Below are 22,105 nucleotides of genomic sequence, written 5' to 3' on the forward strand. Positions count from 1 at the left end.
GCGCACGCGGTCACGCGGGGATCAGGATCGCTGCTCATGTTCGCCTTCGGTGTCGCCTCCTGCGACGGCCACAGCATCGACTCCTGCGACGGCCGGCACCGCCTGAGGCGACTCGATGACTACTGCGCCGCCGAGCAGGCGGTCGCTGGGGTTTTCCCTATCGACGAAGGACTGGGAGATCGCTGGAATGCGGGAGCCGGCGGCGTGCCGACGATGCGTGGGATCGAACTGTCGTTGAACGGCGCAGGGCGGTGAGCCCGGCTGGGCCAGTCGGCCAGGGGTCAACACCAGGTCTCAGGGTTTGCGTTCGCGACATCACGGGAGCGATCGAGCGAGAAGCGCTCTCTTCGGAAGGAGGGGAGTAATCGCCATGGGGAAAGATTGAGGGGTGGCTGACGGTGGAGGCGCTGTGGACGTCAACGACGTGATCGGTGAGTTCGAGTCGTACCTGCGGTTCGAGCGGGACCTCTCGCCGCATACGGTCCGGGCCTATGCCGGTGACGTGACCTCGCTGCTCGAACACCTCGGCGGCACGATCGACGGCCTGGACGTGAGCGCGCTGCGGGGATGGCTGGCGACGCAACATGACGAGGGCAAGGCCCGCGCCACGCTCGCCCGGCGGACGGCGTGCCTGCGGACGTTCACCGCCTTCTGCCATCGGCGCGGGTGGCTCCCCGACGATCCCGGACTGCTACTGGGCACGGCCAAGGCTCCACGCGCGCTGCCCGCCGTACTCGATCAGGAACAGGCGCGCCAGGCGCTCGACACGTCACCCACCGGGGAGCCGAAGGATCTGCGCGATCAGGCCATGCTGGAGTTGCTGTACGCGACGGGGATCCGGGTGAGTGAGCTGTGCGGGCTGGACGTCGACGACGTGGACCGGGATCGGCGGGTCGTGCGGGTGCTGGGCAAGGGGCGCAAGGAGCGGGCGGTGCCGTTCGGCGCTCCGGCGCTGCAGGCGCTGGACAGGTGGTGCGTGCACGGCAGGCCCTTGCTGATGCGTGAGGGGAGCGGTCCGGCGCTCTTCCTGGGGGTGCGCGGCGGGCGCATCGACGCGGGCACGGTCAGACGGGTGGTCCACGCCCGGGTGCGGCAGGTGGAAGGCGCTCCTGACATGGGGCCGCACGGGCTGCGGCACAGCGCCGCGACCCACCTGCTCGAAGGCGGGGCCGACCTGCGCAGCGTCCAGGAACTCCTCGGTCACGCCTCGCTCAGCAGCACCCAGGTCTACACGCACGTCTCGATCGACCGCCTCCGCCGCGCCTACAACCAGGCCCACCCCCGAGCCTGACCACCCGGGCACCGCACCGCCACGCGGTCTCCGCTCTGGTTCCTGCCCCCGAGCGTTCGGGTCGCCGCTCGTGTCACGGGTGCCGGCTCTGGTTTTGAGTACTGGTGTTTGCCGATGGGAGGTCCTCGGCAGGTGGTTCGTCTTGACCGACCGCCTACCGGAGATCTTCATCAGTTCTCTTTGAAAACGCCGTCTTCATGTGGGGGAGGAAGCGGACCTCTGCGCGGCAGGGCAGGGGCAGACGATTCGCCGCTAAGAAGTCCTAACAAAATGATCTAGGAATACTGGTGATCGCTCTCAGGTTGATCACCGGTATGAGGAAGGGCGAGCAGCCACCGTGGATCATCTCGGATGAGCTGTGGGCTCGAATCGAACCGTTGCTGCCGGTCGTGCCGCGCCGTACTGATCATCCGGGCCGCAAGCGCCTGGATGACCGGAGGGTCCTGTCGGGCATCTTGTTCGTGCTCTACACCGGTATCGCCTAGGAGTTCCTGCCTCAAGAGCTGGGCTTCGGTTCGGAGATGACCTGCTGGCGGAGACCGCGGGACTGGCATCAGGCCGGGGTGTGGCAGAAGCTGCACGAACTCCTGCTGGCTGAACTGCATACCGTGGGCAAGCTGGACTGGTCCAAGGCGGTGATCGACAGCTCCCACATCCGGGCGCTGAAGGGTGGCCCGAAACGGGTCCGAGCCCGGTCGACCGTGCCAAGCCGGGCTCCAAGCACCACGTCATCGCCGACGGCAACGGCATCCCGCTCGCCCTCAGCCTGACCGGCGGCAACCGCAACGACGTCACCCAGGTCATGCCGCTGCTCCGGTCGATCCAGCCGGTACGTGGCCGGCGCGGCCGGTCACGTCAACGCCCGAAGGCGTTGTACGCCGACCGGGGCTACGACCATGACAAGTACCGCCGGATGTGGTGGGCCACAGGCGTCAAGCCGGTCATCGCCCGCCGGGGTACCGGGCACGGCTCCGGCCTGGGTGCACATCGTTGGGTAATCGAGCAGACGATCGCCCTGCTGCACTGGTTCCGCCGCCTGCGCATCCGCTGGGCGATCCGCGACGACATCCACGAAGCCTTCATGACCCTCGCCGCTGCGATCATCTGCTGGCGACGGCTCACGAGCAGTTGATAACAAGTCAGCGATCGGATCCAACCGCCGATAGGTCCCCCACGGCGTCGGCGTAGTACGCCGAGCCTGCCAGGTGGAACGCTATCTGTCGGAATGTCCAGCCCGCGCCGGGCGATCGGTCGAGCTGGTCTAGGGTGAGCGCGGTCAATCGGTTGGTCCAGATCTGGCTGAGCCGGGTGAGCCGGCTCTTGGCCTCGTCCAGGTCCTGGTCAGTGAAGGGCGCCAGATCGCCAGGAGTTGTGCTCACTGACGCATGCCAGCGATCAGGAATCGTGGGGTTGCCAGCCAGCCGTGCGTCCACCTCGGCGAGATGATCGATGAGGTGATCGGCGACTCGGCGGATGGCCTTGTGCGGGGTGTAGATCCGATCACCGGCGCGCACCGGGTGACCGTCCCACGTTGTCCACGTCGCTGCCAGGTCGAGTACGTGGTCGATCATCAACGACACGACCAGCACCGGTTCACGATCATCAGTGGTCGGAATCTCATCGGACATCTACGGCCTCCAGCTCAACGCGTCTCACGGCCGGACGGGACACACTCACTGACCCCGACCCGGCGCAAACCGACAACGGCTTAGGACCGGAACCTAGGCTCCAGACATCTCGATCGGCATCGAAGTATGGATGTACAGCCGGTCAAGACTCATTCCGTTAGGACCTCTAAGCGGGCCGCCGTTGAAACGCGGCACGACAACGCACGGTTCGGTGGTGTGCTGGTTCGGTGGCGACAACCAAGACACTGAACCAGCGATCAGAACCAACCCTGGCCAACTGCGACCATCCCAACCACACCGTGCAGACCCGCGCACGGCACGCCTACCTGCGCTGGCGTAACGCTCACGCTCGTCATCCCGACGTGCTGGCCGCGCAACGACGCGAACGCGCCCTTATCCGCGGCGAGAAAGGCAATCCGCGGGGGTGGCCGAACGCTGGCATCCGCCGCATGACCATCCGCTCGGTACTCTCGCCACGCTGAAGGAAAGGACCGTTCGCACCCCATGCAGATCCTGCAGACGAATCACGCGCTGCTGAGCCGACTACTGCCGGCGGTGAAACCGGAGGATCTCACCGTCCGCCAAGGACAATTCCACCAGGTAGTGATCGGCGCGGACCGTGTCGTGTGCCTGCCTCGCACCGAGGCTGCGGCCACCCGGCTGCCGCGCAGGGCCGCTGTCTTGCGCCTGCTAGCCGGATTCGATCTCGGCTTCCGCACGCCTCGGCCACTGCCGGAGAGCAACACTCAGGGCACAGACCAGCCGCAGTTCCTGGTCCTCAGCCGCGTTCCCGGAGCCCCGCTGGGGGTCGAAGCACTCAAAGACCCCCCGGTGGCCGAGGCCGCGGCGGCGCAGTACGTCACGCTGCTTACCGAGTTGGCCAGGATCGGCACTGAGGAGAACGTGCGAGCGGCCCTGCCGGCACCACAAGATCGATGGCGGCGGTTCGCAGCCGACGTCCGCGCCGAACTGTTCGGGCTCATGTCCGATGGCGGGCGTCGACGAGCCGAGCGAGAGCTCGCGGCGCTCGACGGCCTTCCCCACATCACCGATGCGGTGGTCCACGGTGATCTCGGTGCCGAGAACGTCCTATGGGAGTGCCATGACGGATTGCCCGTGCTCAGCGGGGTGATCGATTGGGATGAGGTCACGATCGGTGATCCCGCGGAGGACCTTGCGGCCGTTGAGGCCGGCTACGGCACGCATTTCTTGAATCGGGTACTGACACTGGGCGGCTGGACGGACAGCACGATGGCCACCCGCATCGCCATCATCCGCACAACCTTCGCCCTGCAGCAGGCTCTATCCGCGCACCGGGACGGCGACGAAGAACAACTAGCGGACGGCCTGATCGGCTACCGCTGAATCCGTCCCCCGGCGCCACCGTGATCGTCGTCTACTCCCCTCACTGGTGTTGACGGACAGCACCCGATCCCCGAAGACGCGGACGAGCCTCTGCAAAGGAGCTCATGCCTGCAATAACCCGGTGATCGTTTCCGGTCACAGCACTAGCTGTGAAGGAGGAATCTTCACGGGCGACCGGTTGTGAAGGGGGAGCCTTCACGGGCGACCGGTTGTGAAGGGGGAGCCTTCACGGGCGACCGGTTGTGAAGGGGGAGCCTTCACGGGCGACCGGTTGTGAAAGGGGAACCCTCGCGGGCGTCCGTGGGATCCCGGTCCTTCAGGGACGGGAGGATGCCTGCGATCGGCCCGGAGCCTCGGGCCGATCGCACACCTCGTGGCGGGCTTGGACGTGGGGTCCTAGGACGGCTCGTCCGGGAACCAGGTGCCGTGGAAGCCTGTCGGCACGCCGCGTGGCAGGCGGACGGTCGCCACCGGTCCTGCGGCGACGTCGGAGGCGTCGAGCACGAGGAGTCGGGACGCGCTCCCGTCGAGGGTGGTGGTGATGGTGATCAGCCAGCCGTCGTCCTCACGGCGGGGCCCGGAGGTCGCGGGCACGAAGACCGCCTCGCCGGTGCTCGTCCACTCGGGCAGGGCGTGGGCGGTGACCTCGCCGCCCGACAGGTCGTACTTGACGATCTCGGGGCCGGCGACGGCGTAGAGATAGCGCGCGCCCCGGCCGACCCGTTCGTCGTCGAGTGTCGGGAACTCCACCGAGCGGTCGTCGAGCGTCTCCTCCTTGGCCACGCCGGTCACCGGGTCGAGCGTCCAGCGGTGCAGCAGGGCCGAGGCGGAGGAGGCGGCGGCAGCGGCGGCGGGCCCCGCCGGGTCGTCCGTGATGTCGGGGGTGCTCCAAAGGGCGGTGAAGTCGGCGCGGGCGTAGCGGACGGCGTTGAGGACGATACGGCCCGACGCGTCCTCGTGAGCGTCGCCGACGTGGAAGACGTAGCAGGGATCGACGTCGAACCAGCGCACCGGGGCGTCGGGCCGGTCGTGGCGCATGACGCCGAGGCGGGCGCCGTATCCGTCGTCCCACTGGTAGGGCATGGTCTTGCCGACCAGTTCCGGCCGGAAGGTGAGCGGAAGGTCGAGCCAGACCACATGGTGCTCGGTGATGGCGAAGTCGTGCATCATCGTGCCCCCGGGGACGGTGATCTCACGACTGTGCACGAGCTCGCCTGACGCGTCGAGCCGGTGGTAGGTCAGGTAGGGCGGGACCATGCCGTACCCGAAGAAGTGCAGTTCGCCCGTCGCGGGGTCCTGCTTCGGGTGCGCGGTCATGGCGGTGGTGAGCCGCCCGCCGAAGTCGTGCGCGCCGACCGTGTCGAGCTCCGGCGTGACCTCGTACGGCAGGCCGCCCTCCTCCAGCGCGAGTATGCGGCCCGCGTGGCCGATGACGTGCGTGTTCGCGGCCGAGATGGACAGGTCGGGGGTGCCGTCCGGCCTGAGCTCCGGTCGGCCGGCGAGATACGCCGTGCGGACCCACCGGTTGCGGTACCACTCGGCGCGGCCGTCGCGCAGCCGTACGCCGTGCAGCATGCCGTGTCCGAGGAACCAGTGGTCGGACGGCTCTCCCGGCAGCGGGTTGGGGCCGTTGCGGATGTAGCGGCCGTTGAGCTCGGGCGGCAGCGTGCCGGTCACGGGCAGGTCCGCGGCGTCGATCTCATCCGGGACCGGGGCCAGGTGGCCGGTCATGTGGGCGGGTGTCTGTGGCATGTGGGTTCCTCTCGATGCTGCTCACCAGTCTTCACGTATCCAATTGGACATGTCAATATTGACATGTCCAATTGGAGTGATAAGGTCGGCGGCATGGCGCTGCGATACGCACTGCTCGGCCTGCTGGCGGAGCAGCCGGCGAGCGGGTACGAACTGGCGAAGGCGTTCGAGGGCGACCTCGGCCGGTACGCCTGGCAGGCCGGTCACAACCGGATCTATCCAGAGCTGGCCCGTCTCGTCGACGAAGGCCTGGTCGAGCGTGCCGAGGAAGGCGCGCGGGGCCGCCGCGTCCACACCCTCACCGCCGCTGGACTCGAGGAGCTGCGTGCGTGGCTGCGCCAACCGTGGGAGGGCAGCACGGTGCGCAACGAGGGGGTGCTCAGGCTCTTCCTGCTGTCCGCGCTCGATCCCGGCGACGCCCGGAAGATCCTTCATGAGGTGGCCGCGCGGTGTGAGGAGGAGCTCGCCCCGCTCAGGGACATCGTGTCCGGCGAGACGCCGATCTCCCCGGAGGGCCGTCTGGAGCTCGGCTGGCTTGCCGCCGGCTATGGCCTGCGCCAGTACGAGGCCTCCCGGGACTGGGCCGTCTGGGCTCTCGGCGAGCTCGACAAGGTTGACCGCGGGGGCATGAAAGCCTCGGGGTGACTCTCGCCGGCGATCATTTGGTCGGTGATGAAGATGGCCAGGGCCTGTTGGTGGCCTGCGGGGTCTGTCTGTCTGCGATCACGTGTGGGTCCCGGGTGATGGTGGCTGTTGGGTGAGGGCTGCCATGGTCATCGCCTGTTCGCTCAGCTGTCGCCCTTCGCTGCCGGGGCTGGGCGATCCGGCTCTTTTCTGTGCTGGCCTCTGGTGGCCGGAGAGCGGACTGCGTGCTTCCCCCGTGATCGGCGCCTGCGGGCTCTTGTACGGAGCAGGCGGAGGACGAGGCCGAGCAGGAGGAGGGCGGCGAGGGCCGTCAGGGCGAGGGGGCCTGGTGGCGGGGTGGCGGCGGATCGGGGGAGGAAGGCCGGGAGCCGGTTCGGGGACCCGGTGGGCAGAGCTGACGAGGTGGCGGCCGGTGTCGGCACCTGGGCTGAGATCGCGGTGGCGGGTGGTGGGATTTGGGCCGGGATCGCGGTGGCGGGCTCGGACTCCCAATAGGGCAGGAGGCGGATGCGGGTACCGGTCAGCAGGAGGAGGGGATCGAGGTACGTCAGGCCGTCGCGGAGCCCCCAGTGGAGGCAGGACTCCGGGCAGTGCGGCGGGGCCGGGGCGAGGGTGCCCAGGAGATCGCCTGCTGACACCGGGTCGCCCGGGCGGACTGCCGGGGTCACAGGGAGGTACGTAGTGCGCAAGCCGCCCTCGTGGTTGACGGTGACGACGCCTCGGCCTGCTACTGAGCCCGCGAAGCCGACCGAGCCTGCACCCGCGGCGAGGACCGGGGCGGCAGGTGGTGCAGCGAGGTCGACGCCTCTGTGACCGGCCAGCCAACGGGCCGGCGGCGGGGAGAAACGGCGCAGGATCTCGGGAGTGCCGTCCAGGGGCCATCGCCAGGCGTTGCCAGCAGGTGCGGCGAACAGCGACCCGGTGCCACGGGCCACGGATGGTGTGCGGAAAGGGATCCCGGTGCGGTGGGTTGCGGATGGTTCGGTGAGGGGAAGCGCGGTACGGGTCGCCGCGGGCGGTGGTGCGAGGAGGGTCCCGGCGCGGATGGGTGCGGGGAGGGGAGGGCGGGCGCCGCGGGGCATGGACGCTGCGGCGGGTACGTGTGGGTCGGCGTTCGCCGAGACAAGGGGTGCGGCGGCGGAAAGGGCGACAACCAGGAGGGGGATGGCCATGGCGATGCGGGGAGGCATGCACGTGAGTGTGCGGCTCAGCGGGGCGGCGGTCCTGGGGCGAACGCGGTTCTGTGGATAAGGGCGGGCGGACGGTGGCAGGGCTGTGGACGAGGAGGGGCGCCGTACGTGGAAGGGAGTTCTGTCTTGCCTCAGAACGGTCCGTCCTTGATGAACCTCCTGTCTTGCCTAAGACGGTCCTTCCTTGACCTCCTGTCTCGCCTAGGACGGTCGTCTTTGACCTCCTGTCTCGCCTAGGACGGTCGTCCTTGACCCCCTCTCTCGCCCATGACGGTCCGTCCTCGATATGTCTCGCCCGGAACAGACCGTCCTCTGACGAACCTCATGGACGGGCGGCAGGCCTCTAGACCAAGGGCTGGCGCTTGGTGACCTGGCGTTCCTGGTGCGTTGAGGAGTTCAACGGCACGGAGTCGGGCTGCCGGTCGGACGGGGGGCGCGAGGACGGGGAGCGGAGGGGAGAGGCCCAGATCCAGAGGATGGCGGTCGCGATCCCGACCGCGCACACCAGGATCACCGGACGCAGGCCGAGCACCTCGGCCAGGGCCCCGCCCGCGAGCCCGCCCAGCGCCATCACGCCCTGGACGGCGAAGGTCATGGTCGCGTTGACCCGGCCGCGCAGTTCCTCGGCCGTGTCGCGCAGGATGATCCCGCTCATGCACGAGGCGAACGCCACCACGATGCCGCCCGTCGCCGTCCCGGTCAGGGCGAGCACGGTGACCTTCCACCACAGCGGCCCGTCCAGCAGGCCGACGGCCAGGATCTCCAGGGGGAAGAACAGCACCGAACCCAGCAGTACCTTGTTCTCGCCGTACCGTTCGGCCAGGCGGGTGACCGCCCAGGCGCCCAGGAGACCTCCGGCGCCGCCGAGCGCGGTGAGCAGGCCGATCAGGCCCTTCGGGATTCCGAGGGTGTGCAGCATGTACAGCATCGACACGGCCACGTACGCCATCGCGAAGAAGTTGATCGTCACCCCGGCCCCCAGCAGGGCGCGGAGCACAGGCTGGGTCACGCTCACCCGCAGGCCCGCGACCACGTCACGCCACAGGCCGCGCGAGGGGGCGGGCTGCCGGTTCTCGGGCGTCCTGATCGTCCGCAGGAGCAGCGCCGACACCAGGAAGGAGATGCCTTCGACCAGCACGGCCAGTGGCGCGGTCAGCACCTGCACCAGCACGCCCGCCAGCCCGGGCCCGGCCACGGACGCCACCGAGTAGGAGGCGTTGAACCCGGCCATCGCGGCGGTCCTCTGGTCAGGAGGGACGAGCGCGGCCACGTACGGGAAGTTGGCGGACCTGAAGAGCACCGCCGCCGTGCCGATCACGAGGGCGACGGCGATCAGCCACGGGATCGTGAGCACCCCGAGGAACCACGCCAGCGGCACGGTGAGGGCGGCGGCGCAGGACACCAGCTCGCAACCGATCATGAGCGGCCGGTGGCGGCGCAGGCGGTCGGCGATCGCGCCCGAGTGCAGGCCGAACAGCAGGGCGGGCACCGAGGCGGCGGCCGTCAGCACGCCCATGTGGAAGGGCGAGGCGGCCAGCAGGGTGATCGCGGTCAGCGGCACGGCGAGCTTGGAGACCTCCGAGCCGGTGATCGAGATGGTGCGCGCCGACCAGAGCAGCCGGTAGTCGCGCTGCCGGCGCAGCGGTACGGACGGGTTCATGCGTCGAACTCCAAGATGTGAAAGAAACCCTTCAGGACTATGAAAGTAATCCTTCAGAGTTCTGAAGGCAATCCTTCAGACCTGATCGCGGTACCTTGGGCGCATGGACACGGAAGGGCTCAGCGACCCGAAGGCGATGCGGGCCCTGGCTCATCCGGCCAGGCTGGCGATCCTGAGCCGGCTCCGCATCGAGGGCAGCGCCACCGCGACCGAGGTGGCCGAGAGCGCCGGCATCACGCCCAGCGCCGCCAGCTACCACCTGCGGATGCTGGCCAAGTACGGCTTCGTCGAGGACGCGCCGCCGCGCGGCGACGGCCGGGAGCGCCTGTGGCGGTCGATCGGCACGGCCCTGCAGGTCGGCGTAGTGCCCGAAGACCGGCCGGACGTCCGCGAGGCCAAGAACGTCCTGATCCGCGCGCTCCGCCGCGACGCCCACGACGAGGTGGAGCGGGCGCTGAGCGCCGTCGAGCAGGAGCCCGAGGAGTGGCGCGACGCCACCCTCTTCTCCCGGACGACGCTCAGGCTCGACGCCTCGGAGATGGCGCGCCTCGCCGGGGAGATCGGCAAACTGCTGGAGCCGTACGTGGCGAGCAGCCGGAGCCAGGAGGACGCGCCGGAAGGCGCGCGGATCGCCGAGGCCCAGATCAACCTGTTCGTACGCTCCAGCAGGCCGGTCCCTGGCCTGCCCACCGAAGACCACGACAGGGCGGCGCCGGGTCCGGACGGGCCGCGTTGACCTGATCGGTCAGGCGGGTGCGGCGCGGGAGGTAGACTTTTCGGTGGCCTGGGACCCAGGCCGACTTCGCATGCCTCGCCAAGGATCGCGCCATCGGTCCGGGTTCTGCCCGGCTGGAGCGGTTCGGGGCATCAGGGCGGTGCCGACCGGTCACCGCGACACAACCGAGAACGCGCCCGGCCCCGGCAGGGCGCCCAACCTGGAGGACCAGCTCATGGCCCCCGTCGTCACCATGCGACAGCTGCTTGAGAGCGGCGTTCACTTCGGACACCAGACCCGCCGCTGGAACCCGAAGATGAAGCGCTTCATCTTCACCGAGCGCAACGGCATCTACATCATCGACCTGCAGAAGTCGCTGTCCTACATCGACCGCGCCTTCGACTTCGTCAAGGAGACCGTCGCCCACGGCGGCACGATCCTGTTCATCGGCACGAAGAAGCAGGCCCAGGAGGCCATCGCCGAGCAGGCCGCCCGGGTCGGCATGCCGTATGTCAACCAGCGCTGGCTCGGTGGCATGCTCACCAACTTCTCCACCGTGCACAAGAGGCTTCAGCGCCTGAAGGAGCTCGAGGAGCTCGACTTCGACAACGTCGCCGCCTCGGGGCTCACCAAGAAGGAGCTCCTCATGCGCCGGCGTGAGAAGGACAAGCTGGAGCGCACGCTCGGCGGCATCCGCGACATGGGCCGCGTGCCCAGCGCGGTGTGGGTCGTCGACACCAAGAAGGAGCACATCGCGATCAGCGAGGCCAAGAAGCTCGGCATCCCCGTGGTCGCGATCCTCGACACCAACTGCGACCCCGACGAGGTCGACTACCCGATCCCGGGCAACGACGACGCCATCCGCGCCGTCGGCCTGCTGACCCGCGTGGTCGCCGACGGCGTGGCCGCCGGGCTCATGGCCCGCTCGGGCGCCTCCCGCGGCGACGAGAAGCCGGCCGCCGCCGAGCCGCTGGCCGAGTGGGAGCGCGAGCTCATCGAGCAGGGTGGTGGCGAGCAGGGCGAGGCCCAGCCGCAGGAGACCGCCGAGGCGGCCGCTCCGGCCGCTCCCGCTGAGGAGGCTCCCGCCCCCGAGGCCGAGGCCGAGGCGCCGGCCGTCGAGGCCGAGGCCAAGCCCGAGGGCGAGCAGCAGGCCTGACCTGCCCGCGCCGCACCCGGATCCACCCGCCGCCGGCCGTGCCCGTTTCCCGGGCACGGCCGGTGAGCGGCGGACGGTCCCTCTCGGGCTGATCGGCCCGGGGGGTTCGCGGACGGACCGGTGCCGGGGCTGGTCAGGGGGCAGGCGAGCAGGACGTTCCGGGTCCGAAATGACGGGCACGGGACGCGTACCGGCTTCTGCGCGGCACGCGGTGCCGTGACGACAGCCGAGCGGCGGCGCCCGCTCGACGCACGACGACATCCACCGACATCTCACAAGGAAAAGCAATGGCTTCCGTGAACATGGCCGACGTCAAGCGGCTTCGCGAGATCACCGCCGCCGGCATGATGGACTGCAAGAAGGCTCTGGAGGAGGCCGAGGGCGACTTCGACCGCGCCATCGAGCTGCTCCGCCTCAAGGGCGCCAAGGACGTCGGCAAGCGCGAGGCGCGCACCGCCTCCAACGGCCTGGTCGCGCTCAAGCAGGACGGCGACTCCGTCGCGGCGCTGCTGGAGCTCAACTGCGAGACCGACTTCGTGGCCAAGGGCGACCGCTTCCAGGAGCTCGCGGCCCAGGTGGTGGCGCACGTCCTGGCCACCCGGCCGGCCGACGTGGCGTCGCTGCTGGAGTCCTCCTTCGACGGCCAGACCGTCAAGGAGCACCTCGACGCCGCCAACGCCACGCTGGGCGAGAAGATCGAGGTCCGCCGCTTCGCCGTGATCGAGGGCGGCTACGTCGGCGCCTACATGCACAAGACCGACCCGGCGCTGCCGCCGGCCGTCGGCGTGCTCGTCCAGCTCGACAAGCCGAACGCCGAGGTGGCGAAGGACATCGCGCAGCACGCCGCCGCCATGGCCCCGCAGTACCTCAAGCCCGACTCCGTCCCCGCCGACGTCGTCGACAAGGAGCGCAAGCTCTTCGAGGAGATGACCCGCGAGGAGGGCAAGCCCGAGGCCGCCATCGGCAAGATCGTCGACGGTCGCGTCAAGGGCTGGTACAAGGACTTCACGCTGCTGGAGCAGGCCTTCGTCAAGGACAACAAGAAGTCCGTGGGCAAGTACGCCGAGGAGAACGGCGTTCAGGTCCAGGCCTTCGTCCGCTTCAAGGTCGGCCAGGCATAGGCTGGAGCGAGTCGTCCAGTCCGAAGAACCGCCGAGAGAGGGAGGCCGCCGCCGTGCAGGACAATCAGGAGCCAGCCACGACGGCGGCTGCTCCGCCCCGAAGCCAGCTCCGCTGGAAGCGGGTGATGCTGAAGCTGTCCGGTGAGGCGTTCGCCGGCGGCGAGCCCCTGGGGATCGACCCCGTGGTCGTCGACCACCTGGCCGACTCGATCACCGAGGCGGTGCGCGAGGGCGTCCAGGTGGCGATCGTGGTCGGCGGGGGCAACATGTTCCGCGGCGCCACCCTGTCCGAGGGCGGCATCGACCGCGCCAGGGCCGACTACATGGGCATGCTGGGCACCGTCATCAACTGCCTGGCCCTGCAGGACTTCCTGGAGAGGCGCGGCGTCGAGACGCGGGTGCAGACCGCGATCACCATGCAGCAGGTCGCCGAGCCGTTCCTGCCGCGCCGCGCCATCCGCCACCTGGAGAAGGGGCGTGTGGTCATCTTCGGCGCGGGGCTCGGCTCGCCCTACTTCTCCACCGACACCGCCGCCTCCCAGCGGGCTCTGGAGATCGGCGCGGAGGCGTTGCTCAAGGGCACCCAGGTCGACGGCATCTACGACTCCGATCCACGGAAGAATCCCGACGCGGTGCGGTTCGACCAACTGGACTACGGAGAGGTGCTTCTCCGTGACCTCGCGGTCATGGACGCCACCGCGATCAGCCTGTGCAAGGACAACGACCTGCCGATCGTGGTCTTCGACCTGATGGGCGAGGGCAACATCCTGCGAGCGGTCCGCGGTGAGAAGATCGGCACGCTGGTGAGTCCCGCAGGCAAATAGGTGTGAGCCCGACACCGCCAGCTAGAAGACAGGGAGCCGCTGTGATCGACGAAACCCTCCTCGAAGCCGAGGACAAGATGGACAAGGCCGTCTCGGTCGCGAAGGAGGACTTCGCGACCATCCGGACGGGCCGGATCACCCCCTCGATGTTCAACAAGATCACCGCCGAGTACTACGGCACGCCGACGCCGATCCAGCAGCTGGCGTCGTTCCATGTGCCCGAGGCTCGCATGGTGCTCATCCAGCCGTACGACAAGAGCTCGATGGCCGCGATCGAGAGGGCCATCCGCGACTCCGACCTCGGCGTCAACCCGACCGACGACGGCCAGGTGATCCGCGTGACCTTCCCCGAGCTGTCGGAGGAGCGTCGCAAGGAATACATCAAGGTCGCCAGGAACAAGGGCGAGCACGCCAAGGTGTCCATCCGCAACATCCGGCGCTCCGCCAAGGAGACGCTCGACAAGATGATCAAGGATGGCGACGCGGGCGAGGACGAGGTCAGGCGGGCCGAGAAGGAGCTCGACGACCTCACCCAGAAGCACGTCGCCAAGGTTGACGAGCTGCTGAAGCACAAGGAAGCCGAGCTGCTCGAAGTCTGAGTGGCCCGCTGCCGGCGGACCGCGGTCAGCGGACCGCCGCAGGTAGCGCATCTACGGCCCTCGCCTGACGGCGAGGGCCGTGGCCTATGGAGAAGTCTTGGAAGAACGCACGGCCGGCCCCAGCCCGAGCGGCGGCAGCCGCACCGGCCGCAATCTCCCCGCCGCGATCGGTGTCGGCCTCGGACTCGCCGCCCTGGTCCTGATCTCCCTCTACACCGTCAAAGAGCTCTTCCTGGTCGTGGTCACCGCGGCGGTCGGCGTCGGCGTGGTGGAGCTGGTGCGGGCGTTCGCCACCCGCGGCATCCGGGTGCCGGCCGCGCCGGTCCTGGCTGGGCTGGCCGCGATGCAGGCAGCCGCCTACTGGGGCGGCGGGGTGTGGCTGCTCGGCACGTTCGTAGTGTTCGCGCTGGCGCTGCTGGTGTGGCGGATGTTCGCCGACGGCACCGACGGCTACGTGCGCGACGCGACGGCGTCGGTGTTCATCCTGTTCTACCCGGCGTTGCTGGCGGGGTTCGTGGCGCTGCTCCTGGCGCCTGACGACGGCAGCCACCGGGTGGTGGTCTTCATCGCGGTCACGGTGGCCAGCGACACCGGCGGTTACGCCGCGGGGGTGCTGTTCGGCAGGCATCCGATGTCGGTGATCAGCCCGAAGAAGACCTGGGAGGGCTTCGCCGGTTCGGTCCTGGCCTGCACGGTCGTGGGCGCGTGGCTGGTGACGTGGTTGCTCGGCGGCGAGTGGTGGCAGGGCGCGCTGCTCGGCGCGCTGGCCGCGGCGCTGGCCACCATGGGCGACCTGATCGAGTCGATGATCAAGCGGGATCTCGGCATCAAGGACCTGGGCTCGATCCTGCCCGGCCACGGCGGGCTGATGGACCGGCTCGACTCGCTGGTGGCCACGCTGGTGCCGGTCTGGCTGCTGCTCTCGCTCTTCGTCTAGCCGGTCAGGGCCTCGGCGGTGATCGGGGTGAGCCAGAGCCACCGTACGGCCTCCCCGCCAAACGCAAACCCCGACATATCCGGCATGTCAGGGGGGTCGGCCTGCATGAGCACCCCGGAGTACTGCGGCCCCAGCGGGAACGTCTCCGGCTCGTGATACCACTTGGCGGTGTGGCCGTGGCCGAGCCAGGTCACCGAGTGCCACGGATACTGCGCCAGCCACACCAGCAGCAGCGCCGCGTCGCGCGGGTTCGCCCGGGTGGCCACCGCCAGCTCGATCCTGGCGTACGCGCCGGGCTGGTCGATCCACTGCTCCACCGTCGGCATCCGCTGGCAGCTCATCCCCACCGTCGACAGCACGCTGAACACCCGGTCGCCGTGAGCCGGGCGCTCGGTGATGCCGACGGTCGGCAACCGGTCACCGGCGGCGTCCCAGTAGCGGCCGGACGGGCCCAGCACCCGGTCCAGATGGCCCATCACGAACTGCTGGAACGACGGCCACGACCCCTCGGAGTAACGCCAGCGCCAGTAGGACCCGGCGTTGGCGATGCGCGGGCTCAGCCCTTCGAGCGCCTCCGACAGCGCCCACGCGAACGGCGACTCGCCCACCGCGTCCCGGGCGTAACCCGGCATGCCCCGATGCATGTCGGCCCAGCCCGGGATGACCGCCAGCAGATCGTCCTCCTCGTACAGGGCCACCCCGTCACCCTCCTCGAACCAGAGCGGGGTGAGCTGGCCCAGCGGCCGGCGCCCCCCGGGGTGGAGGGTGTTGGCCCGCGGCATCAGCGGAGGCAGGCCCGCGTTGATCCGCGCCAGGTCGACCACGTCGGGGGCGGCCCGGTGGTTGGCCAGCCAGCAGGCGCCGTGCACGGTGCCGTCAGGAGAGCACAGGTAGGCGACCGAGGCGTCCTCGTCGCGCTCGACCACGAGCGTCCGGCTCCCGTACGGGTTGCCGGCGGTGAGGACGACCTCGGTGTGCCCCTCGCCCGACGCAGACCGGAAAATCGCCATACGGGGAAACTGTAGATCCGCGAGTCGCTCTCGTGCGAGCCTTACCCCGATCGGGAGCGCCGGGTGACGGCCATGGAATTCGCCCCGCCGGGCAAGCGTTCACTACCCTGGTCGGCAATCCCCGTGACAAGCAGAGGCAGGATCGTGTCCCAGCAGCCAGGCCAGCTCACCTTCGTCGCCCCGCGCAGGGCCAAGCCGGCTCGCCACCTCGCGGACCTGTCCATGGCCGACCGCCGCGCGGCCGTCACCGAGCTGGGGGAGAAGGCGTTCCGCGCCGACCAGCTCTCCCGCCACTACTTCGAGCGGCTGACCACCGACGTGCAAGCGATGACCGACCTGCCCGCGGCCTCCCGCGACAAGCTGTCGGCGCTGCTGCCGCCGCTGCTCACCTCGGTGCGCGAGCAGACCACCGACCGCGGCACGACCCGCAAGACGCTGTGGCGGCTGTTCGACGGCGCGCTGGTCGAGTCGGTGCTGATGCGCTACCCCGACCGCGTGACGATGTGCGTGTCGTCGCAGGCCGGCTGCGGCATGAACTGCCCGTTCTGCGCCACCGGCCAGGCCGGGCTGACCCGCAACATGTCCACCGCCGAGATCGTCGAGCAGGTGGTCGCGGGCGCCCGCGCGCTAGCGGCGGGCGAGGTGCCGGGCGGCCCCGGCCGGGTGAACAACGTGGTGTTCATGGGCATGGGCGAGCCGCTGGCCAACTACAAGCAGGTGATCCAGGCGGTCCGCCGCCTGGTCGAGCCCGCCCCCCACGGGCTGGGCATCTCCGCCCGCGGCGTCACCGTCTCCACGGTCGGGCTGGTGCCCGCGATCGGCAAGCTCGCCGACGAGGGCCTGCCGGTCACGCTCGCGCTGTCGCTGCACGCCCCCGACGACGAGCTGCGCGACACGCTGGTGCCGATCAACACCCGGTGGAAGGTGGCCGAGGTGCTCGACGCCGCCTGGGCGTACACGGCGAAGACGAAGCGGCGGGTGTCCATCGAGTACGCGCTGATCAAGGACATCAACGACCAGGAGTGGCGGGCCGACCTGCTCGGCAGGCTGGTCAAGAACAAACTCGTGCACGTCAACCTGATCCCGCTCAACCCGACCCCCGGCTCGAAGTGGACGGCGTCCCGGCCGGAGGACGAGCGCGCGTTCGTCAGGCGGCTGGAGCTCCACGGCGTCCCGGTGACGGTCCGCGACACCCGCGGGCGCGAGATCGACGGCGCCTGCGGCCAGCTCGCCGCCGCCGAGTGATCTACGGCCTGGTACGGCGGAGCCACGCGTACGCCGCCAGGCCGAGCAGACACCAGACCAGCGAGACGGCGGCCAGCTCGGGGAGCTGGGCGACCAGCCGTTCGGCGCTCGCGGCGCGCATCCACACCGTGAGCGGGACCGTGAGCCAGTGCAGCGGCGACGCGCTGATGAGCAGCATCGCGACGAACCCGGACACCAGCGCCATGATCGACAACGCCGGTGACGGCAGCAGGGCGCGGCTGGTGAGCGCCCCGAGCGTGAGGCCCGCCAGCGCGCTCAGCGCGTGCAGCACGATCCCGGCGGCCAGCACCGGCCCCGGGGGCGTGGCGCTCATCCCGAGCAGCACTCCCCAGACCAGGGCCAGGGCGGCGAACGCGGCGCACGCGGTCAGCGCGGCCAGCAGCCCGGCCGCCAGCTCCCTGCCGCGGCCGCCCGCCAGGGCCGCGGACATCTCCCGCTGCCGGTCCGGCTCGGTGTCGAGCAGGCTCCGGGCGGCCCAGGCCAGGAGCGGGAGGATCAGCACGGCCGAGTCCGCCAGGACGGCCGCCTCGTGGCCCGCCGGCGCCCGGGTGGCGTAGACGACGGCCAGCGCGGCCAGCAACGCCAGCAGCGCCTGATGGAATGCGACCGGACGTAGGCGGCCAGCCGGAACGCGCTCAGAGCGATCACCGGGACTCCTCCCCGCTCACCGGGCGGGCAGGGTATCCCTCACCGCGCATCCGCTCCAGAAAGGCCCCCAGATCCCCGACCGGCACGGTCACCTCCACAGCGACCCCACCTCCGTCCACGCCCACTCCGACATCAGCAGAACCTTCTACGGCCCTTCCGCCGGCCTCACCGGCGGGACTACCGACAGTCGTCGCGGTCGTGTCGGGCGTGACCGCGGGTTCTCCGGCGATGCCCCCGACGGCGTCTTCGGCGGGTCGTTGAGGGGTGGTTCCGGCGAGATTTCCCGCGAGTACGGGGGTGCGTGCCGGGGTCGTCTCCACGAGGCGTCCGTCCGTGATCGTCCAGTGGCGCAGGGACGGGAGGTCGCGCAGGCCGCCCTGGTGGTCGGCGGTCACCACGATGGCGCCGCGCGCCGACAGTTCGGCCACGATGGGCGGGAGTTCGTCGCGGGTGCCGGAGTCCAGCCCGGCGAACGGTTCGTCGAGGAGCAGCAGCCCCGGCTCCGCCATCAGCGCCTGTGCCAGACCGACCTTGTGCGCGCTGCCCTTGGACAGCTCGCGCAGCCGCACGCCCAGCAACTGCTCCATGTTCAGCCGCTCCGCCCACGGACGCCACCGCCCGCCGCACACGCGCGCCATGTGGTCGAGGTAGCCGGACACGGTGAACGGCTGCTCGCCGGGGAACCGGTCGGGGGCCAGCCCGACGGCGGCCGGGCGGCCGGTGATGGCGCCGCCGGTGGGCCTGAGCAGCCCGGCGAGCAGGCGCAGCAGCGTGGACTTGCCCGCGCCGTTGGCCCCGGTGAGCTCGACCACGTCGCCGGGGGACAGCTCGGCGGCGGCCTCACGGATGACGGATGGATCACGTCTTCGATAGCGGAAAGACACGTCGGTCAGGCGCATGGTGGTCTTTACCATAGACACCGGCCCGCAGGGCCGGGATAAAAGGACCCCAGAGGGCGACCCCCCGTCAGGACCCAGAAGGAGTGGGCTTGAACCGCTTTCCGCGCGTCATGGGTATGCGTTCAGGCTATGACCCCGCCGAGGTCGACGCTCTGATCGAGCGGATCGAGGCCACGCTGGGCAGAGGCTCACTCGACGCCGAGCCCGTGACCGCCGACGAGGTGCGCGCGGCCACCTTCCGCTCCCGGCGCCGCGGCTACCAGGAGACGGCGGTCGACTTCGCGCTGGAGGCGTTCGTGGTGGCGCTGGAGACCATGACCCAGCGGCCGGTGCGGCTGGCCCTGGCCGAACCCACGGGCGAGCTGCTGCGCGAGGAGTGGTTCGAGAGCCAGGCGGCCCGCGTGGAGAAGGTGATGTTCCGGTCGGCCCGCATGGCCACCGGCTATCACGAGGACGAGGTCGACGCCTTCCTCGACCGGATCGTGGCCACGCTGCGCGGCACCACCCAGTATCCGGTGACGGCGAAGGAGGTGCGCGAGGTGAAGTTCGGCACCGTCGTGCTGCGGCCCGGCTACCTGATCGCCGACGTCGACGCGTTCCTGGCGGGCATCGCCGACGTGCTGGAGCAGCGCGCCTGACCGTACGCGTCAGGCGTTCACAGACGCAGCCCCGACTCCAGGTGGGCCAGCGCCCTGTCGATCTCTTCGGGACCGTCCATGGCGGGGGTGTGCGCCCACTGCGTCCACACCATCGCCACCACCCCGAAGACGGCGCCGACGGCGTTGCGGACCCCGGGGTCGTCGGCGGCGCGGCCGGCCCGGTCGGCCACAGCCGCGCAGACCTCGCGGATCAGCCCCGGGCTCCTGCGCAGGTTGGCCACCACCAGTTCGGGCACGGTGGCCGCGAACACCTCCCGGGCGTGACCGGCGGCGATCTCCTCTTCGGACAGGGCGGCGAACGCCGCGCGGAACGCGCCGCGCAGCACGGGGACCGGCTGGCCGGGCGGCTGGACCGCCAGCGCCTCGACGAGCGGCGGGAACCGGTCGAGCGTGACCAGGTCCTCCTTCGACGGGAAGTAGCGGAAGAAGGTGGCGGGGGAGATCTCGGCCGCCTCGGCGATCTGCTCGACGGTGGTGGCGTGGTAGCCGCGCTCGCGGAAGAGCCGGAACGCCTCCCGCAGGATCGCCTCCCGGGTCTTCGCCTTCTTGCGCTCGCGCAGCCCGCCGTCAGCCATGCGAAAAATCTTACCGTACGTGCAAATGATGGTTTACTTTCAACTGAGAGGCTACCTTCATATTCGTCCGGGAGACGCCATGGGTGATGACATCAACGGCCTGCACCACGTCGGCCACATCGTGCGGGACCTGGGTGAGGCGACGGAGAGATACCGGCAGCTCGGTTTCGCCGTGGGGACGCCTGCCTACCCCGTCCTCCAGGGTCTGTCCGGCGGTGCGGCAGAGCCGGTCGGCGTGGCCAACGCGCACGTGTACTTCCCCGGTGACTTCGTCGAGCTCGTGGCCCTCGTCGACGCCGGCCGGATGCCGGGAGCGGCCCGGCCGATCCCGCTGCGGGTGCCCGACGACAAGCTGGCGGGACTGGCGGCCGCCGTCCGCGCCACCGCCGCGAACATCGTGACCTTCCTCGACCGGTTCCAGGGCGTCCACATCGTGATCGCGGACACCTCCGACATCGACGGCCTCGCGGCGCGGTTGACCGCCGCCGGCGTCGGTCACGGCGGAGTCCACGCCGTCCAGCGTCCCGTCGAGACCCCCGCGGGGATCACGATGGAGCCCGCGCGCTACGTCGAGATCTCCGCCCCCGGCCTGCCGGGCCGCGTGCCGGAGGGGCGCATCGGCTTCGCCCAGAACGCGCCGGTCGCCGTCCCCGACCGGCATCCCGCCCACCCCAACGGCGCGACCGGGCTGATCGGATGCGTCCTGTGCGTCGACGACCAGGCACTCCCCGACCTGACACACCGCTACAGCACCTACTTCGGCCGGCCCTGGGATGACTTCAGGCAAACGGCGGGTGCCCACGGCGGGACGCGCGGCGACCTCGGGCCAGTGGTGGGTGACCTCGGCGGGGCGTGTGATGACCTCGGCCGAGCGGTGGGTGGCCTGGTGGTGCGGTTCCGTCGGGCGGGTGTGACGGTTGTGGGGGCGTCGGCGCTGGATGGGCTGCTGCCGGGCGAGCGGCCGGCCGGGCTGCCTGGGTTCGTCGCCTACGCGGTGTCCGTGCGCGACCTCGACGCCACCGAAAGGCTTCTGCGTGGCAACGGCGTTCCCGTGGTCAGGAGCGGGCCCGGGGAGGTGTTCGTGCCCGCCGACGCCGCGCTGGGCGTCGCGGTCGTCTTCCGTCAGGACGGCTGACGACGGTCAGACCCGGGCGCGGCCCTCGCTGAAATCCTCACGGTTCAGGAGGGCCACGATCACCGAGGCCACTGGTGAGGCCAGGAAGGCGCCGGCGATGCCGAAGAGCAGGCTGCCGACCGCGATCGCGATGAGGATCACCGCCCCCGGCAGGTCCAGCGCCTTGCCGTAGATCTGGGGCGCCAGCACGTGCCCCTCGATCTGCTGCACCAGCACGGTGACCCCGACCACGATGAGCGCGATCAGCCAGCCCTTGGCCACGAACGCCACCACCGCCGCCAGCAGACCGGCCGTGAACGCCCCGACGATCGGCAGGAACGCGCCCACCCAGGTCAGCACCGCCAGCGGCACCGCGATCGGCACCCCGAGTATCCACAGCGCGGTCCCGATGAAGAGCGCGTCCACCGCCCCCACGATGGCGACCCCGCGGATGTAGCGGCCGATGACGCCGAACGCCACCGGCCCGGCCTCGCGCAGCCGCTGCCTGGCCCGGGCCGGGAACAGGCCGGTCAGCCAGTGGAACAGCCGGTCGCCGCCGTGCACGAAGTAGATGCCCAGGATGACCGCCAGCACGGCCCCCACGATGATCTCGGTCGCGGTGCGCACCCCGGCCACCGCGCCGGTGGTGATCTGCTGCTGGCGCTGCTCCACCCACCGCCTGCCCTGGGCGACGAGGTCCCCGAAGTCCAGGCCGAAGTTGGCGGCCAGCGCGTGCAACTGCTCCAGGACCGTGCCCACGCTGGCGCGCAGCTCGGCCAGGCCGCTGACGGTGGTCGGCACCAGCAGCGCGAACAGCCCTCCCGCCAGCAGCAGGCCGCCCACGAACGTGATCACGGTGGCGAGCGACCTGCCCAGGCCGCGCCGCATCAGCCAGCGCGCGGGCGGCGCCAGCAGCGCGGCGACGAACAGTCCCACGATGATCGACAGGACCACCGTGCCCACATGGGTCAGGCAGTAGAGCACCACGGCGGCGATGCCCACCCAGCCCAGCGCGCGCCAAGGGTCCATCGTCGCCTCCCCCGAGATCAGG

Annotated in this window: 22 protein-coding genes and 2 pseudogenes; 15 read left to right on the forward strand and 9 right to left on the reverse strand. The window is 70.2% G+C overall.

What is annotated here, in order from left to right; genetic code table 11:
• The first annotated feature begins 36 nt into the window (after positions 1–36).
• The 3 genes and pseudogenes from ACZ6YG_RS23290 (at position 37) to ACZ6YG_RS23300 (ending at position 2,423) form a co-directional block, all read left to right on the forward strand.
• Positions 37–255 (forward strand): hypothetical protein, encoded by a 219-nt coding sequence (locus ACZ6YG_RS23290; protein WP_466019162.1) that lies wholly within the window; start codon positions 37–39, stop codon positions 253–255.
• 154 nt (positions 256–409) lie between these two features.
• Entirely contained in the window at positions 410–1,291 is an 882-nt protein-coding gene (locus ACZ6YG_RS23295; protein WP_261808791.1) for a tyrosine recombinase XerC, read from the forward strand.
• Positions 1,292–1,605: 314 nt separating this feature from the next.
• A pseudogene (locus tag ACZ6YG_RS23300) lies at positions 1,606–2,423 on the forward strand (IS5 family transposase).
• 7 nt (positions 2,424–2,430) lie between these two features.
• On the opposite strand, the gene ACZ6YG_RS23305 reads toward ACZ6YG_RS23300, so the two are convergent.
• A complete protein-coding gene (locus tag ACZ6YG_RS23305; protein WP_466019163.1) occupies positions 2,431–2,919 on the reverse strand; it encodes a hypothetical protein in 489 nt (162 codons plus the stop codon).
• 266 nt (positions 2,920–3,185) lie between these two features.
• On the opposite strand from ACZ6YG_RS23305, the pseudogene ACZ6YG_RS23310 reads away from it, so the two are divergent.
• Together ACZ6YG_RS23310 and vph are read left to right on the forward strand one after the other, a co-directional pair.
• Positions 3,186–3,372: pseudogene (locus tag ACZ6YG_RS23310) on the forward strand (IS630 family transposase); the annotation flags it as partial.
• 51 nt (positions 3,373–3,423) lie between these two features.
• Complete coding sequence (gene vph, locus ACZ6YG_RS23315; protein WP_466019164.1) at positions 3,424–4,284, forward strand: viomycin phosphotransferase; 861 nt, start codon at positions 3,424–3,426, stop codon at positions 4,282–4,284.
• A 396-nt stretch (positions 4,285–4,680) separates the two neighbouring features.
• Here vph and ACZ6YG_RS23320 read toward each other — a convergent pair whose 3' ends face one another.
• Entirely contained in the window at positions 4,681–6,036 is a 1,356-nt protein-coding gene (locus tag ACZ6YG_RS23320; RefSeq protein ID WP_466019165.1) for a carotenoid oxygenase family protein, read from the reverse strand.
• Positions 6,037–6,129: 93 nt separating this feature from the next.
• Here ACZ6YG_RS23320 and ACZ6YG_RS23325 point away from each other — a divergent pair, with 93 nt between their 5' ends.
• The gene (locus ACZ6YG_RS23325; protein ID WP_466019166.1) at positions 6,130–6,681 is read left to right on the forward strand and encodes a PadR family transcriptional regulator; all 552 of its coding nucleotides are present in this window, start codon (positions 6,130–6,132) and stop codon (positions 6,679–6,681) included.
• Positions 6,682–6,824: 143 nt separating this feature from the next.
• Here ACZ6YG_RS23325 and ACZ6YG_RS23330 read toward each other — a convergent pair whose 3' ends face one another.
• Both ACZ6YG_RS23330 and ACZ6YG_RS23335 read right to left on the reverse strand, forming a co-directional pair.
• On the reverse strand, positions 6,825–7,871 hold the full coding sequence (locus ACZ6YG_RS23330) for a peptidoglycan DD-metalloendopeptidase family protein (protein ID WP_466019167.1): 1,047 nt from the start codon (positions 7,869–7,871) through the stop codon (positions 6,825–6,827).
• Positions 7,872–8,214: 343 nt separating this feature from the next.
• A complete protein-coding gene (locus ACZ6YG_RS23335) occupies positions 8,215–9,531 on the reverse strand; it encodes an MFS transporter (RefSeq protein WP_466019168.1) in 1,317 nt (438 codons plus the stop codon).
• Positions 9,532–9,634: 103 nt separating this feature from the next.
• Between ACZ6YG_RS23335 and ACZ6YG_RS23340 the strand changes: the two genes are divergently transcribed.
• The 6 genes from ACZ6YG_RS23340 to ACZ6YG_RS23365 all read left to right on the forward strand — a co-directional run bounded on the left by ACZ6YG_RS23340 (position 9,635) and on the right by ACZ6YG_RS23365 (position 14,883).
• Positions 9,635–10,267, forward strand: a complete 633-nt coding sequence (locus ACZ6YG_RS23340) for an ArsR/SmtB family transcription factor (protein ID WP_271275852.1) — start codon at positions 9,635–9,637, stop codon at positions 10,265–10,267.
• 214 nt (positions 10,268–10,481) lie between these two features.
• The gene (gene rpsB / locus ACZ6YG_RS23345) at positions 10,482–11,402 is read left to right on the forward strand and encodes a 30S ribosomal protein S2 (protein WP_466019202.1); all 921 of its coding nucleotides are present in this window, start codon (positions 10,482–10,484) and stop codon (positions 11,400–11,402) included.
• A 287-nt stretch (positions 11,403–11,689) separates the two neighbouring features.
• Positions 11,690–12,523 carry a translation elongation factor Ts gene (gene tsf, locus ACZ6YG_RS23350; protein WP_148033763.1) on the forward strand — a complete coding sequence of 278 codons (834 nt, stop codon included), beginning with the start codon at positions 11,690–11,692 and terminating at the stop codon, positions 12,521–12,523.
• 125 nt (positions 12,524–12,648) lie between these two features.
• A complete protein-coding gene (gene pyrH / locus ACZ6YG_RS23355; RefSeq protein WP_246640903.1) occupies positions 12,649–13,347 on the forward strand; it encodes a UMP kinase in 699 nt (232 codons plus the stop codon).
• 41 nt (positions 13,348–13,388) lie between these two features.
• The gene (gene frr / locus ACZ6YG_RS23360; protein ID WP_219549335.1) at positions 13,389–13,946 is read left to right on the forward strand and encodes a ribosome recycling factor; all 558 of its coding nucleotides are present in this window, start codon (positions 13,389–13,391) and stop codon (positions 13,944–13,946) included.
• Positions 13,947–14,043: 97 nt separating this feature from the next.
• A complete protein-coding gene (locus ACZ6YG_RS23365) occupies positions 14,044–14,883 on the forward strand; it encodes a phosphatidate cytidylyltransferase (RefSeq protein ID WP_397198302.1) in 840 nt (279 codons plus the stop codon).
• Here the strand turns inward: ACZ6YG_RS23365 and ACZ6YG_RS23370 are convergent.
• A complete protein-coding gene (locus ACZ6YG_RS23370) occupies positions 14,880–15,893 on the reverse strand; it encodes a suppressor of fused domain protein (protein WP_364226612.1) in 1,014 nt (337 codons plus the stop codon). The genes ACZ6YG_RS23365 and ACZ6YG_RS23370 overlap by 4 nt on opposite strands.
• 144 nt (positions 15,894–16,037) lie before the next feature.
• On the opposite strand from ACZ6YG_RS23370, the gene rlmN reads away from it, so the two are divergent.
• Complete coding sequence (gene rlmN, locus ACZ6YG_RS23375; protein WP_466019169.1) at positions 16,038–17,138, forward strand: dual-specificity RNA methyltransferase RlmN; 1,101 nt, start codon at positions 16,038–16,040, stop codon at positions 17,136–17,138.
• Between the two features lies 1 nt (position 17,139).
• On the opposite strand, the gene ACZ6YG_RS23380 is transcribed toward rlmN, so the two are convergent.
• Positions 17,140–17,739 carry a hypothetical protein gene (locus tag ACZ6YG_RS23380; RefSeq protein WP_466019170.1) on the reverse strand — a complete coding sequence of 200 codons (600 nt, stop codon included), beginning with the start codon at positions 17,737–17,739 and terminating at the stop codon, positions 17,140–17,142.
• Between the two features lie 64 nt (positions 17,740–17,803).
• Positions 17,804–18,706: an ABC transporter ATP-binding protein gene (locus ACZ6YG_RS23385; protein ID WP_466019171.1), complete on the reverse strand. Its 903-nt coding sequence runs from the start codon at positions 18,704–18,706 to the stop codon at positions 17,804–17,806.
• Between the two features lie 83 nt (positions 18,707–18,789).
• On the opposite strand from ACZ6YG_RS23385, the gene ACZ6YG_RS23390 reads away from it, so the two are divergent.
• Positions 18,790–19,344: a DivIVA domain-containing protein gene (locus tag ACZ6YG_RS23390; RefSeq protein ID WP_261808790.1), complete on the forward strand. Its 555-nt coding sequence runs from the start codon at positions 18,790–18,792 to the stop codon at positions 19,342–19,344.
• Between the two features lie 17 nt (positions 19,345–19,361).
• On the opposite strand, the gene ACZ6YG_RS23395 is transcribed toward ACZ6YG_RS23390, so the two are convergent.
• Positions 19,362–19,940, reverse strand: coding sequence for a TetR family transcriptional regulator (locus ACZ6YG_RS23395; RefSeq protein ID WP_219549323.1), 579 nt, complete (start codon positions 19,938–19,940; stop codon positions 19,362–19,364).
• Positions 19,941–20,019: 79 nt separating this feature from the next.
• Between ACZ6YG_RS23395 and ACZ6YG_RS23400 the strand changes: the two genes are divergently transcribed.
• Positions 20,020–21,075, forward strand: a complete 1,056-nt coding sequence (locus ACZ6YG_RS23400) for a VOC family protein (protein WP_466019172.1) — start codon at positions 20,020–20,022, stop codon at positions 21,073–21,075.
• A gap of 6 nt (positions 21,076–21,081) precedes the next feature.
• On the opposite strand, the gene ACZ6YG_RS23405 is transcribed toward ACZ6YG_RS23400, so the two are convergent.
• Positions 21,082–22,083 (reverse strand): AI-2E family transporter, encoded by a 1,002-nt coding sequence (locus ACZ6YG_RS23405; RefSeq protein WP_219549319.1) that lies wholly within the window; start codon positions 22,081–22,083, stop codon positions 21,082–21,084.
• Positions 22,084–22,105: the final 22 nt, after the last annotated feature.

This window comes from Nonomuraea sp. NPDC054003, from assembly GCF_055585125.1.

Coding starts and splice junctions, on each gene's coding strand:
- rpsB (WP_466019202.1), top strand. CDS start 10,482: ATGGCCCCCGTCGTCACCATGCGACAGCTGCTTGAGAGCGGCGTTCAC.
- ACZ6YG_RS23405 (WP_219549319.1), bottom strand. CDS start 22,083: ATGGACCCTTGGCGCGCGCTGGGCTGGGTGGGCATCGCCGCCGTGGTG.
- ACZ6YG_RS23335 (WP_466019168.1), bottom strand. CDS start 9,531: ATGAACCCGTCCGTACCGCTGCGCCGGCAGCGCGACTACCGGCTGCTC.
- pyrH (WP_246640903.1), top strand. CDS start 12,649: ATGCTGAAGCTGTCCGGTGAGGCGTTCGCCGGCGGCGAGCCCCTGGGG.
- ACZ6YG_RS23330 (WP_466019167.1), bottom strand. CDS start 7,871: ATGCCTCCCCGCATCGCCATGGCCATCCCCCTCCTGGTTGTCGCCCTT.
- ACZ6YG_RS23290 (WP_466019162.1), top strand. CDS start 37: ATGTTCGCCTTCGGTGTCGCCTCCTGCGACGGCCACAGCATCGACTCC.
- ACZ6YG_RS23325 (WP_466019166.1), top strand. CDS start 6,130: ATGGCGCTGCGATACGCACTGCTCGGCCTGCTGGCGGAGCAGCCGGCG.
- ACZ6YG_RS23370 (WP_364226612.1), bottom strand. CDS start 15,893: ATGGCGATTTTCCGGTCTGCGTCGGGCGAGGGGCACACCGAGGTCGTC.
- ACZ6YG_RS23385 (WP_466019171.1), bottom strand. CDS start 18,706: ATGCGCCTGACCGACGTGTCTTTCCGCTATCGAAGACGTGATCCATCC.
- tsf (WP_148033763.1), top strand. CDS start 11,690: ATGGCTTCCGTGAACATGGCCGACGTCAAGCGGCTTCGCGAGATCACC.
- ACZ6YG_RS23400 (WP_466019172.1), top strand. CDS start 20,020: ATGGGTGATGACATCAACGGCCTGCACCACGTCGGCCACATCGTGCGG.
- ACZ6YG_RS23340 (WP_271275852.1), top strand. CDS start 9,635: ATGGACACGGAAGGGCTCAGCGACCCGAAGGCGATGCGGGCCCTGGCT.
- vph (WP_466019164.1), top strand. CDS start 3,424: ATGCAGATCCTGCAGACGAATCACGCGCTGCTGAGCCGACTACTGCCG.
- ACZ6YG_RS23305 (WP_466019163.1), bottom strand. CDS start 2,919: ATGTCCGATGAGATTCCGACCACTGATGATCGTGAACCGGTGCTGGTC.
- ACZ6YG_RS23395 (WP_219549323.1), bottom strand. CDS start 19,940: ATGGCTGACGGCGGGCTGCGCGAGCGCAAGAAGGCGAAGACCCGGGAG.
- ACZ6YG_RS23320 (WP_466019165.1), bottom strand. CDS start 6,036: ATGCCACAGACACCCGCCCACATGACCGGCCACCTGGCCCCGGTCCCG.